Source organism: Komagataeibacter saccharivorans (assembly GCF_004348195.1).
GTDB classification, from domain to species: domain Bacteria; phylum Pseudomonadota; class Alphaproteobacteria; order Acetobacterales; family Acetobacteraceae; genus Komagataeibacter; species Komagataeibacter saccharivorans.
The window spans coordinates 3,073,466-3,086,678 of the sequence record NZ_CP036404.1 but is presented as its reverse complement, the minus strand read 5'-3'; the positions used below and the strand labels follow the sequence as shown (position 1 = coordinate 3,086,678).

The 13,213-nt window shown below is 61.1% G+C and carries 9 protein-coding genes; 7 read left to right on the top strand and 2 right to left on the bottom strand.

Annotated features, from left to right (window positions below):
• Positions 1-156 precede the first annotated feature (156 nt).
• The 5 genes from KSAC_RS14185 to KSAC_RS14165 all read left to right on the top strand — a co-directional run bounded on the left by KSAC_RS14185 (position 157) and on the right by KSAC_RS14165 (position 5,095).
• Positions 157-1,509, top strand: coding sequence for an aminotransferase-like domain-containing protein (locus tag KSAC_RS14185; RefSeq protein ID WP_132305972.1), 1,353 nt, complete (start codon positions 157-159; stop codon positions 1,507-1,509).
• 85 nt (positions 1,510-1,594) lie between these two features.
• Positions 1,595-1,891 carry a putative quinol monooxygenase gene (locus tag KSAC_RS14180; RefSeq protein WP_132305970.1) on the top strand — a complete coding sequence of 99 codons (297 nt, stop codon included), beginning with the start codon at positions 1,595-1,597 and terminating at the stop codon, positions 1,889-1,891.
• The gene (locus tag KSAC_RS14175; protein WP_132305968.1) at positions 1,866-3,053 is read left to right on the top strand and encodes an arabinose transporter; all 1,188 of its coding nucleotides are present in this window, start codon (positions 1,866-1,868) and stop codon (positions 3,051-3,053) included. Before KSAC_RS14180 ends, KSAC_RS14175 begins: the two co-directional genes overlap by 26 nt.
• A gap of 1 nt (position 3,054) precedes the next feature.
• Positions 3,055-4,284 (top strand): Tm-1-like ATP-binding domain-containing protein, encoded by a 1,230-nt coding sequence (locus KSAC_RS14170; protein ID WP_207918845.1) that lies wholly within the window; start codon positions 3,055-3,057, stop codon positions 4,282-4,284.
• On the top strand, positions 4,265-5,095 hold the full coding sequence (locus KSAC_RS14165) for a phosphoenolpyruvate hydrolase family protein (protein WP_132305964.1): 831 nt from the start codon (positions 4,265-4,267) through the stop codon (positions 5,093-5,095). Before KSAC_RS14170 ends, KSAC_RS14165 begins: the two co-directional genes overlap by 20 nt.
• Positions 5,096-5,321: 226 nt before the next feature.
• Here KSAC_RS14165 and KSAC_RS14160 read toward each other — a convergent pair whose 3' ends face one another.
• Positions 5,322-6,092: a glucose 1-dehydrogenase gene (locus KSAC_RS14160; protein ID WP_132305962.1), complete on the bottom strand. Its 771-nt coding sequence runs from the start codon at positions 6,090-6,092 to the stop codon at positions 5,322-5,324.
• Between the two features lie 812 nt (positions 6,093-6,904).
• On the opposite strand from KSAC_RS14160, the gene KSAC_RS14155 reads away from it, so the two are divergent.
• Both KSAC_RS14155 and putA read left to right on the top strand, forming a co-directional pair.
• Positions 6,905-7,597, top strand: a complete 693-nt coding sequence (locus tag KSAC_RS14155) for a GntR family transcriptional regulator (protein ID WP_102324796.1) — start codon at positions 6,905-6,907, stop codon at positions 7,595-7,597.
• A gap of 140 nt (positions 7,598-7,737) precedes the next feature.
• Entirely contained in the window at positions 7,738-11,388 is a 3,651-nt protein-coding gene (gene putA / locus KSAC_RS14150; protein ID WP_132305960.1) for a bifunctional proline dehydrogenase/L-glutamate gamma-semialdehyde dehydrogenase PutA, read from the top strand.
• 290 nt (positions 11,389-11,678) lie between these two features.
• Here the strand turns inward: putA and KSAC_RS14145 are convergent, their stop codons facing one another.
• Positions 11,679-13,157: a mannose-1-phosphate guanylyltransferase/mannose-6-phosphate isomerase gene (locus KSAC_RS14145; RefSeq protein ID WP_132305958.1), complete on the bottom strand. Its 1,479-nt coding sequence runs from the start codon at positions 13,155-13,157 to the stop codon at positions 11,679-11,681.
• Positions 13,158-13,213: the final 56 nt, after the last annotated feature.

The following is a 13,213-nucleotide window of genomic DNA, read 5'->3' as shown; positions in this document are numbered from 1 at the left end:
GCCAAGTTCCCTACCCCGCTTTCCTGTCGCGCGCTGCGCATCCGTAATGAAATCGTAACAGGATCAGCCGGAACCGGTAGCCATGAACCGCATATTCCGCCCCACCGCATGACCTGCTATGGCAGGCAGACCCGTAACAGGACAGGCAGAACGACCATGCGCCTGCGCTCCCCCTGGCATGCGCATCTTCCCGCAGGTGATACGCCCCCGGCTGAACGACTGGCCGATGCGCTGGCCGGTGACATACTGGCGGAAAAGCTGGATGCGGGGGACCGCCTGCCCGCGCACCGCGATCTGGCATGGCGGCTGGGCATCGGTATTGGCAGCGTCACGCGCGCCTATGCCATGCTGGAACGGCGTGGACTGGTGCGCAGCATACGCGGGCGGGGCACATTCGTCGCCTCCCGCCCCGGCGGCACGGGGCGGGTGCTGGACCTGTCGGCCAATATGCCGCCACCCATGTTCAGTGACAAAGCACTGACCCGCACGCTTTCCCGTCTGGCGCGAACGGTCGATCCGGCCCTGTTCAATGTCTATCCACCCGTCGCCGGTCATATCGAACACCGCCGCATCATGAGCCACTGGCTGGCGGAACTGGGCATGGACCTGTCGCCTGAGCGCCTGTTACTGGCCAGTGGCGCGCAGCAGGCGCTGGGCGTCGCACTGGCGGCGACACGACCGGCATCAACCGCAATCCTGACCGAGGAACTGACCTATCCCGGCATGCTGACCCTGATCCGTCAGGGTGGACTTACCCCCCACGGCCTGCCAATGGACCGGCAGGGCCTGCTGCCCGATGGGCTTGAACGCGCATTGCACCGTCATGCCCCCGGCCGGTGTCTCGTATATGTCACCCCCACCATGCACAACCCGACCACGGCCACCATGGACCGGGCGCGCAGGCTGGCCATCGTTTCCCTGTGCCGCAGGTATGACGCCCTGATTATCGAAGATGATGTCTATGACTGCGCAAACGATCCCGACCTGCCACCGCTTGTGACACTGGCACCCGAACGGGTTTTTTACGTCAACAGCCTGTCCAAGACGCTTAGTCCGGGCCTGCGTATCGGCACGCTGGTTCCGCCTGCGGCATTTTTGAGTGCGGCGCGTGCGGCCCTGCTGAATTCATCGCTCATGATCGCACCGCTTTCCTACGCCATGATGGCGCAATGGATGCAGGACGGCACGGCAGTTTCCGTACGCCAGTCCCTGCGGGGGGAAGCGCAGCGGCGTCGTGATATTGCACTACGCATCATGGGGCCTTCTGTCGTCCCACCAGCTTATGACGCCTTTCATATATGGATGCCGTTGTGCAGGAAACGCAGCGAAGAACTGGAAGCCATGGCTGCGCGGGAGGATGTGCGCGTAACATCGCTACACCCCTTCATGGCGAACCCGGAAGGGGTGGATAACGCCGGGATACGTCTGTGCCTTGGCCCCACCGCTCTGCCCGACCTGACCGAGGCGCTACGCCGCGTGCATCGCCTGCGGACCGGAATGGGAGAATAGTGTCACGTGACACTTTCTTCGTGGAAGGAAAGTGTCACAGCATCCTATGCTGCCCGCAGACAGGGATTTCAGCCCGAGGATACTCATGACCGAGCAGCCCATTACGGTTATTGCCACCTTCCATATCCGTCCCGAACACGAAAAAGCGGCTCTGGACGCCATCCAGCACTGCGTTGCCGCATCGCGGCACGAACAGGCCAACCTGTCCTACCAGTGCCACCGCGATGTCAGTAACCCGAACATCTTCGTGTTCGTGGAACGCTGGCACAGTCCCGAAGCCCTGGCGGCACACGAAACCACGCCCCATTTCCGCGCCATGGCGCAGGTATTCGAAACCGCATTGTCCGAGCCGCCGCATGTGCGCATCACCCGTGAAATCTGATCCCGCCCCCCTGCGCCTTCTGGGGCGGCTTGCGGTAGCGCTGTTCCTTTCCTACATGGCCGTGGCGCTCCCGCTGGCGGCCATACCCGTATCGATCCTGCACTGGCCGGGTTACGGCAACGGGCTGGCGGGACTGGCCGTGGGGATTGCGTTCTTTTCCACCATCCTCAGCCGCAATCATGCCGGTGTCCTTGCGGATACGAAGGGTGGCCGCCCATGCATGCGCACGGGGCTTGCCCTTTATGTCGCGGCCAGCCTGATCTGCGCGCTTTCCGGTCTGACAGTCCTGCCTGAAGCAGCACGTTACATCATCCTGCTGGCCGGCCGCCTGCTGCTCGGGATTGGTGAAAGCCTGACCATCGTGGGCATGCTGGGCTGGGGGATCGGGCTTATGGGCCAGCAGCGCGCGGGCCGCGTGCTGGCATGGACGGGGGCAGCCATGTATGGCGCCTTCGCGGTGGGGGGACCGATCGGGCTGGTCGTGTACGAACACTGGGGCATCGGTGCGCTTATGGTGCTTTCGGCGGCACTGCCGCTGATTGGTCTGGGACTGGTGCAGGATGTTCCGGCCTGCGTTCCCCATGCGGGCGCGCGGCCACCGTTCTGGCGTATTCTGGGCACGATCCGCTGGCAGGGCATCGCCGTCGCCCTTCAGGGGGTCGGGTTCGCAGCACTGGGGGCCTTCCTGCCGCTGCGTTTCATTCATGCGCACTGGCCCTATGCCGGGTTCGGGCTGACCTGTTTCGGGCTGGCTTTTGTTGCCGGGCGCTTCGCCTGCGGGCATCTGCCGGACCGGATTGGCGGTCTGAAGGTGGCCCTGTTCTCGCTTATGGTCGAAGCGGCGGGGCAGTATCTGCTATGGTACGCGCCTACCCCCCTTATTGCCTTTTCTGGCGCAGTGCTGACGGGCGCGGGATGTTCCATGGTCTTTCCCTCCCTTGGGGTGGAGGTCGTGCATCGGGTTGCCCCCCATATGCGTGGCGCGGCACTGGGCGGCTTTTCCGCGTTTCAGGATCTGGCCTATGGCGCGACGGGACCGCTGGCGGGACTGCTGGCAGACCGGTTCGGGTATGACATTGTCTTCCTGCTGGGCGGGCTGTGCGCCACGGGCGGCGTGGCGATCGTGCTGGCCCAGATAAGCGCACGCCGTACGGATGCGTGATATGGATTCCGGCTGCGTCTATATCCTTGGCACCTGCGATACCAAGCATGCCGAACTGGACTATATCGCACGGCTTCTGCGCGAAAGTGACGTGACACCCCGCATTGTCGATATCAGCACACGCGAGCACGCTGCCCCTGCTGATGTCAGCGCCCGGAGCGTTGCAGGCTTTCATCCCGGTGGGCAGAAAGCCGTTTTTACCGGCGATCGCGGGCGTTCCATCGGGGCCATGGCGGAGGCGCTGCGCCTCTACCTTGGGGCGCGCACGGATATGCTGGGGGTAATCGCGATTGGCGGGTCCGGTGGTACGGCGCTGGTTGCGCCTGCCATGCAGGCACTCCCGCTTGGCCTGCCCAAACTGATCGTCTCGACCATCGCATCAGGAAATACCGCGCCCTATGTGGGCGGGACGGATATTGCGATGCTGTATTCCGTAACGGATATGGAGGGGCTGAACCGCCTGTCACGCATCATCCTGTGCAATGCCGCGCATGCCATGGCCGGGATGGTGCGCATGAAGTGCGTGCCACAGCCAGATCCCCGCCCAGCCATCGGGCTGACCATGTTTGGCGTGACCACACCCTGCGTTGACCGGATCGTGCATCAATTGTCGCCGCAGTTTGACTGTCTGGTCTTTCACGCCACGGGCACGGGTGGTCGTGCCATGGAACGGCTGGCGGATGAAGGGATGATCCGTGGTTTTGTGGATGTAACCCTGACCGAATACTGCGATCTGGTCGCCGGTGGTATTTTTCCGTGCGATACGGACCGACTTGGCGCGGTCATCCGTACGAAGCGGCCCTATATCGGCAGTTGTGGCGGGCTGGACATGATCAATTTCGGTGCACGGGCCACAGTGCCCGAATGTTACCGTGGACGCATATTTGTCGAACATAATCCCCAGATCACCCTTATGCGCACAAATGCGGACGAATGCGCCGCAATGGGCCGGATGATCGGCCAGCAACTGAACCAGTGCATGGGGGAGGTCCGCTTTTTCTACCCCGAAGGCGGGTTTTCCATACTCGACCGTCCCGGCGCGCCCTTTTACGACCCAGAAGCCGATGAGGCTTTTTATGCCGCACTGGAGCGCACCGTGCACCAGACCCCACGGCGCAGGCTGATCCGTCTTCCCCATGCGATCAACGACCCGGCCTTTGCCGACACGCTGGCGCATGCTTTTTCAGACATATTCAAGGAGAACCCAGATAATGCCCAGCATTCCCCGTAGTGAAATCCTGAAGAAATTCCGTGCCATGATTGCCGCACGCCAGCCCATTGTCGGCGGCGGTGCCGGGACCGGACTTTCCGCCAAATGCGAGGCCGCAGGTGGCATCGACCTGATCGTCATCTACAATTCCGGTCGCTACCGTATGGCGGGACGCGGTTCGCTGGCGGGTATCCTGGCCTATGGCAACGCCAACCAGATCGTTATGGAAATGGCGCGTGAGGTATTGCCGGTCGTGCCACATACCCCGGTACTTGCAGGCGTAAACGGCACCGATCCATTCGTGGATTTTGACGTGTTTCTGGACGATGTGAAGCGGGTGGGCTTTTCGGGCATCCAGAACTTTCCGACCGTGGGGCTGATTGACGGCAATTTCCGCAAGAACCTTGAAGAAACCGGAATGAGTTACAGCCTTGAAGTCGATGTCGTCGCCCGCGCCAACCGCAAGGACATGCTGACCACGCCTTACGTTTTCGATCCGGCGCAGGCGGTGGACATGGCAAAAGCAGGCGCGGATGTGCTGGTTGCCCATATGGGCCTGACCACGGGAGGCGCGATCGGGGCAGAAACGGCCTTCACGCTGGAAGATTCGATCGAACGGATCAACGCGATTACGGACGCCGCGCGTGGCGTGCGCTCCGATATCATCATCCTTTGTCACGGCGGCCCGATCGCCATGCCCGCGGATGCGCAGAAAGTATTGTCAGCCTGCCCCGACTGTCATGGCTTCTACGGGGCATCGAGCATGGAGCGCCTGCCGGTTGAAACCGCCCTGACCGAACAGACCCGCAATTTCAAGGCAATGACGCGCTGATCGTCCTGCCTTCTTCACATTTTATGTTCCCGGTCACTGCTCCGACAGGGTGTAGTGGCCGAAGGGACTCCTGGTCAGACAATTTGGTCCCGTACACCGTTTGGCGCCGGATATTGGTATGCCGCAGGCTGCCCCTTTTCATTGCAATGAAAGGAGCAGTCACACCGGGAACGTCACTGCCGAACGCCAGACGGAACGGCAAACCGGGGTCTGGCATGAACAGGGTTTACTGCGCCGTATAGCCGCCATCGATGACCAGTTCACTACCCGTCATGAACTTGGATTCATCGGATGCAAGGAACAGGATGCCATAGGCAATATCATCCGGTTCGCCCAGATGACCCAGCGGATGCAGGTCGATCAGTTTCTGCCGGGCTGCCACCTGATCGGGCGTGGCCGACGTGAAGCCCTGCACCATTGGTGTCCAGATATAGCCGGGATGGATGGAATTGACGCGGATCTTGTAACCCGCGCGCGCGCAGTGCAGCGCCGCCGATTTGGTAAACAGCCGCACGCCGCCCTTGCTGGCGTTATAGGCGGCAAGGGTCGGATCACCGATCAGCCCCTCGATGGAGGAAAGGTTGATGATGGAACCGGCACCACGCGGCTTCATGGCTTCCACCGCGTAACGGGTCCCCAGAAACACGCCGTCCAGATTGACCGACTGCACGCGCCGCCAGTCGGCCAGACTGGTTTCCTCGACCGAACCATTATACAGGATACCGGCATTATTGACCGCGATATCCAGACCGCCGAACTTTGCGGTAATGGCTTCGATGGCTTTCTTCCAGTCCTCCTCCTGCGTGACATTCAGGGAAACGAACAGGGCCTCCCCCCCGGCGGCCTCGACCTCGGCCACGGCGGCGTGCCCTTCTTCTTCCTTAAGGTCAGCGATAACGACCTTCGCACCTTCACGTGCCAGCAGCAGGGCCGTGGCCTTGCCAATACCAAGTGCGGCCCCTGTAACAAGCGCTACTTTTCCCGAGACGCGTCCCATGATGTTCTCCTGAATGAATATCCTTAAAATATAAGGATATTTCCGTACGCGGTGCGAGAGGCTGGTCCTTCTCCCCTCCCCTGAACACGGAGTTGTGATGCTGTGTCAGCCCCTATCCCGCCGGTCGTGATATTGGCCTGCTTCTTACTTAAAGTATCGCCCAGCGGTTAATGTCTTCGTTTACGGATTTCGTTTTTTCTTTGTTGGGTAAAGAGAAACTCAGAAAATAACGGGAGCTTCGCCATGACAGCCATTACAACCACCAACCTGTCGTGGTCTGGTACATGGCCGGAAGCTCCTGTCGTGCCTGACGCTGCTTTTATCGCATATGACGGTCTCGATGCCGACGAGCACGGAACAAGTGCCAGCAGTCCGCAGACCGGCGCTGATGCAGACAGATAATAAACTGGCGCAAGCCCCCCTGACACCGGGCCGTTCCATCCGATCCGACATTACCTGAGAAGTTCTGTCGGATCGGGCGGTACCAAAGCAAGCCGCCACCTGTTTTCCGGTCCATCATGCCAGAGTGACAGCGCACAGTTCGGTCATGCGGCCTTTCTTCAACAGGGTCATCATTCCCTTCTGGTGAAGCGGTTACCGACATACGGCTGCGGCAAATCCTTTTGACGCTTTTCGCTGCATTCTATATAATATCTCTACTTTCTTATATAATCCAGAGATGACTATTCAAACAACAGGTGGACAGTCTATTACACGCCGCGCCATCGACCACATGAACCCGTCACTTTCGGGTCCATGTTTTTCCTGACAGGGACGTGTTGATACAAACCCGCGCGAAAGGAAAAATGCGCATGCTGCCCTCTTCCATCTTTGAAACTGAAACCGGTCGTAAACGGGGGGCCGCATCCACAACCGTAGGAACCGCACTGCGCAACGCCATTCTGGGCGGCACGCTACCGGCGGGTCTGGCGCTGCCGCAATCAGAACTGGCTGAAGGGTTCGGGACCAGCATCATCCCCGTGCGCGAGGCGCTGAAACGGCTGGAAGCCGAAGGGCTGGTCACGTTCATGCCCAACCGGGGCGCCATGGTCACGGGCATGACGGAAGACGATATCATTGAATATTCCGAAATCCGTGCCTCGCTGGAAGAAATGGCCGCCCGCCATGCCGTAGGTCGCATGTCGCGCGTCGATCTGGCGCGGATCGAGGATGCTTACGAAGCCTTTGTAAACGGCACGAACGCCAACCCGACCCAGCACGGGCTGGGCGACCTGAACCGCGCCTTTCACAATGCGATCTATGCTGCGGCGCAGCGTCCGCGCCTGCTGGAAATGATTGATGACCTGCATGTGCGCCTGACCCGCTACATCCGCAGCCATCTTGAACTGGAAGGCCGCAAGGACCTGACGGATATCGAGCATGAAGCCATCATGCAGGCCTGCCGCAAGCGCGATGCGGAGGAAGTTGCCCGCCTGACCCGTCAGCATATCCTTGATGCTGCTGCCATTTCCGTGCGCGTGATCCGGGAGCGCAGGGAGGGCTAGAAACGCCCCGAAAGACCGTCGACTCTACGCGATTTATGGGACTAAACGGCGGGCGAAACAGAATCGTATATTATCCTAGACAAATTATATCCTGTTGAGGCACTGTCTCCGGAACGCTGTTTCCTGGTGGAAGTACCCTCATGCTGCTTTTCAAAGATTTTGCTGGAAAAATCGCCGCCCCGTCACCGTTACGCCAACAGATAACCGAGGCGACCCGCCGGTCGGAGATCGAGTGCATCAATGCCCTGACCCCTGCCGCGACACTGAGCGACGCCGAAGCCCTGCGCACGACCAATCTCGCCACCACGCTGACGGAGGGACTGCGCCGTAACCGCAATCCCGGCGGGGTCGAGGCGCTGGTGCAGGAGTTCTCCCTTTCCTCCGCCGAGGGTGTGGCCCTCATGTGTCTGGCCGAAGCCCTGCTGCGTATTCCGGACAATGCTACGCGCGATGCCCTGATCCGCGACAAGATCGGCACGGGTGACTGGCTGGCCCATATTTCCCGCGACCGCCCCCTTTTCACCAATGCCGCCGCATGGGGACTGCTGGTGACCGGTCGCCTGACCAGCCCCGGCGCACGGGAAAATGCGGGGCTGAGCGAGACGCTGCGCAAACTGGTGGCACGCAGTTCCGGTCCGCTGATCCGCAAGGCGGTGGATGTGGCCATGCGCCTTATGGGCGAACAGTTCGTGGTGGGCGAAACCATCGAATCCGCCCTGAAGAACAGCGAAAAGCTGGAAGAACAGGGCTTCCGCTATTCGTACGACATGCTGGGTGAAGCCGCGCTGACCGCGCATGATGCCGAACGCTACCGGCAGGATTACATCACCGCCATCCACGCCATCGGCAGGCGCGCGCGCGGCGCTGACGTCTATGAACGTCCCGGCATTTCCATCAAGCTGTCGGCCCTGCACCCCCGTTACAGCCGCGCGCAGCGTGACCGTGTCATGGCCGAACTGCTGCCCGTCGTTGTTGAACTGACGGTTCTGGCACGCCACTACGATATCGGCCTGAATATCGATGCGGAGGAAAGCGAGCGGCTGGAAATCTCGCTCGATCTGCTCGAAGCCCTGTGCCTTGAGCCCGCGCTGAAGGACTGGAACGGCATCGGCTTTGTCGTGCAGGCCTATGGTCGGCGCGCGCCCTTCGTTCTGGATTTCATTATCGATCTGGCCCGACGCACCGGACACCGCATCATGGTGCGACTGGTCAAGGGCGCTTACTGGGACAGTGAAATAAAGAAAGCCCAGATAGACGGGATGCCTGATTTCCCGGTCTATACGCGCAAGGTTCACACCGATATCAGCTACATTGCCTGCGCGCGCAAACTGCTGGGCGCGCGTGACGCCATCTTCCCGCAGTTCGCCACCCATAATGCCCGCTCCCTTGCCACCATTTACACGCTGGCGGGCGAGGACTTCCAAACCGGATCGTATGAATTCCAGTGCCTGCACGGCATGGGCGAACCGCTTTACAAGGAAGTTGTCGGCCCGCAGAAGCTGAACCGTCCCACGCGCATCTACGCTCCGGTCGGCACGCATGAGACATTGCTGGCCTACCTTGTGCGCCGCCTGCTGGAAAACGGCGCGAACTCGTCCTTCGTCAACCAGATCGGAGATGAAAACATACCCGTCTCACAACTGGTTGCCGACCCGATGACCATTGCCCGCAGTTACGTGCCCTATGGCGGCCCCAACCCCGCCATTGCCGCGCCGCCGGATATGTTCGCGCCCGAACGCCGCAACTCCGCCGGTCTGGACCTGACGGACGAAAATGCGCTGGCGGCCCTGGGCCGCGGGCTTGACGCCTCCCCCGCCGAATGGACAGCCGCCCCGATGCTGGCCACCCCCGTCACACCGGGCACGCCGCACGATGTCACCAATCCCGCCGACCGGCGCGAGCGTGTCGGCCAGTGGACACCGGCGGATGCCACGGTCATTCCCGGCGTTATGGAAGATGCGCTCAGGGGGGCCGCGACATGGGCCGCGCAGCCGCCCGCCAGCCGCGCCGAAAAGCTGGAACGTGCCGCCGACCTTATGGAAGGGCGGCAGGACGCGCTGCTGGGCCTGATCGTGCGTGAAGCGGGCAAGTCCTTTCCCAACGCCCTTGCCGAAATCCGCGAGGCCGTGGACTTCCTGCGCTATTACGCCGCGCAGATCCGTGCGGACTTCGATAATGCCACCCATATCCCGCTAGGGCCGGTGGCGTGTATCAGCCCATGGAACTTCCCGCTGGCCATCTTTACGGGTCAGGTTGCGGCGGCACTGGCCGCCGGTAACAGCGTAATCGCCAAACCGGCGGAGGAAACGCCACTGGTCGCGGCACAGGCCGTTGCCATCCTGCACGAAGCCGGGGTGCCTGCTGACGCGCTGCAACTGCTGCCCGGTGCGGGAGATGTCGGTGCGGCACTGGTGCAGGCCGCACAGGTGGCGGGTGTCATGTTTACCGGTTCAACTACGGTGGCGCAGTCCATCAACCGCCAGCTTGTCAGCCGCCGTGGCCATACAGGACAGCCTGTACCGCTGGTTGCCGAAACCGGTGGCCAGAACGCGATGATCGTCGATTCCTCCGCACTGGCGGAACAGGTGGTGGTGGATGTCATCGCCTCCGCCTTTGACAGCGCGGGGCAGCGCTGTTCGGCACTGCGCATCCTGTGCGTGCAGCATGAATGTGCCGATCACCTGCTGCGCATGCTGCGTGGGGCGATGCGTGAACTCAGCCTTGGCAACACCGCACGACTGGCGACCGATATCGGCCCCGTCATTACCACTGAAGCCGCGCAGGGCATCCAGACCCATATCCAGCGGCTGAAAGACCGGGGCGCGCCCGTCTATTCCCTGCCGCTGCCCGATGCCTGTGCCCATGGCAGCTTTGTTGCGCCAACCCTGATTGAAATTGATTCCATTTCCGATCTGGGGGCGGAGGTTTTTGGTCCGGTTCTGCATGTGCTGCGTTATCGCAGTCAGGAACTCGATACCGTCATCGATGCGATCAACGGGCTGGGATATGGCCTGACGGGTGGCGTGCATACCCGTATCGAAACTACCGTGCGGCAGGTCGCGCGCCGGCTGGATGTAGGCAACCTGTATGTCAACCGCAATACGATCGGTGCGGTCGTTGGCGTGCAGCCCTTCGGCGGGCGGGGCCTGTCAGGCACAGGGCCCAAGGCCGGGGGACCGCTGATCCTGCGCCGCCTGCTGGCCGCGTTCCCGCTGCGCGATGGCCTGTCGTGCATGAGCGGAGGAACAACGCCCGCCATCATGGAACGCTGGCATGCATGGCTGATGGGTAACGGGTACAGCCATATTGGCCATCGCGTTGCGGAAATGGCTAAAAAACCGCTCCCCGGCGCACATATGACCATGCCCGGCCCGGTAGGCGAGGAAAACGTCTACAGCTTCAGGCCACGTGGCCATGTGCTGTGCGTGGGCGATGTGCGTGAGCATCTGGTGCTGCTGGCTTCGCTCGCCCTTTCATGCGGCAATACGGCGTTTGTATATGGGCCTGCCGAAGCAACCGCTTGGCTGGCGGAACTGCCCCCGGAACTGGCGCCGCATATCCGCAAGGTCAGCGACCTTCAGGAACTGGCCTGCCCGGTTGTGATGTCAGTGCAGGATGATGCGCTATTCCGCCACGTAACCGAAACGCTGGCCAAGGGGAGTGGCATGATAGCGTCCACCTTCCTGATTGACCCGGACATCCTGCACCGGGAGTTCCTGATCGAGGAACACAGCACCAGCACCAACACGGCTGCGGCAGGCGGCAACGCCACCCTGATGGCAATCGGCTAAAGCCTGCCCGTTATGGGCGGGAAATTTTCCCCGCCCATAACGGTTTTCCCCATCCGGGCATGACAGGACGAAACAGTGCCGCAACTGGACAGGTCAGTCTGTCCTGCCCGATCACACAGCCCGACCGGCACCGGCATCACGCAATCATGCGGCGTGGGACCGGTTCTGACAGAGCCCTGTCCCAAAACATGGACAGGACCGCATGATCCATGCGCGGGGACGTAAACGAGATAATAATTCCCTATCCGTCACCAGCAACATTCCGTCACACTACCACCGCACAACTGTTTTTACTGGCGACCGTAAGTATCCTCGAACCGCACGATATCATCTTCCCCCAGATAGGGACCGGACTGAACCTCGATCAATGCAAGGGGGATGCGACCGGGATTTTCCAGCCTGTGTATGCAGCCCAGTGGCAGGTACACGCTCTCGTTTTCCTGCAACATCAGTTTTTCATCATTGCGTGTGACGATGGCGGTGCCACTGACCACAACCCAGTGCTCCGCACGGTGGAAATGCTTCTGGAGCGAGAGCTTCTGCCCCGGATGCACCACGATCCGCTTGACCTGAAACCGTTCGCCCTGAATCAGCCCCTCATAAAATCCCCATGGGCGGTAGCAGCGGTTGTGAATTTCCGCTTCGGCCCGATTTGCGATTTTAAGCCGGGCGACAAGGGCCGATACATCCTGTGCATAATCACGATGAATCGCCAGAACCGCATCCGTCGTCACGACCAGCACGACATCCGTAAGCCCCGCCACGGCCGTCAACCTGCCTTCGCTGCGCACATAGCAGTTGTGGGACTGTTCCAGAACCACATCGCCCACCGTGACATTTCCCTGCGCATCCTTGTCCCCAAGTTCCCACAGGGCATTCCAGTTACCGACATCGGACCACCCCAGATCGGCAGGTATGACAACGGCCCGGTCCGTATGTTCCATGACTGCGTAATCAATGCTGACATTGGGGCATTGCAGGAAGGATGCCGTCTCCAGACGCCTGAATGTCAGATCGCGTTCGCTATTGGCCAGCGCGCCGCGCACGGCATCGAGCACCTGTGGCGCATGTTTTTCCAGTTCGGACAGCATGACCGATGCAGGGGCTAGGAACATGCCTGAATTCCACAAATACCCCCCTTCATGCAGCATTTCCGTCGCCCGCAGCCGGTCAGGCTTTTCAGTAAAGCGTGCGACGTGAAACACGCCGTCTTCCACCCTGTCGGGATGAAGCGGCGCCCCGGTGCGGATATAGCCATAACCCGTTTCCGGCACATCGGGCTTCATGCCGAAGGTTACGATGTAGCCTTCCCGCGCGACACTGGCGGCCTTTTCCAAAATGGCAGGCAGGCGGTCAGGATAACGGAAGGCGGCATCGGCGGCCATGATCCACAAAAGGGTATCGGGATCACTTTCCCCCGCCAGCAGGGCTGCTGCCGCAACGGCGGCGGCGGTATTGCGGGCGACGGGTTCAAGGATGATGCGCCCGTCCTCGCACCCGTTTTCACGCAACTGTTCCGCCACCAGAAAGCGGTGCGCCTGATTGCAGACCACAATGGGGGCAACGAAGGCATCGCCCGTGGCGCGTTGCAGCGTTTCACCAATCATGGTCTGTCTGGATGCCAGCGCCCAGAACTGCTTGGGGTGACTGGCGCGGGAGACGGGCCAGAGCCGCGTGCCTGTCCCGCCCGACAGGATGACGGGGGTAATGGTCCGGCTGTTGTGTTCGGGTGGGGGTACGGTTACATCCGCTGCGGTCATAAATGTCATTGATCGTTACTCCGTCCTGCGTGCTTCATGCTGTCCATGTCCGACGCTTCGGAAAG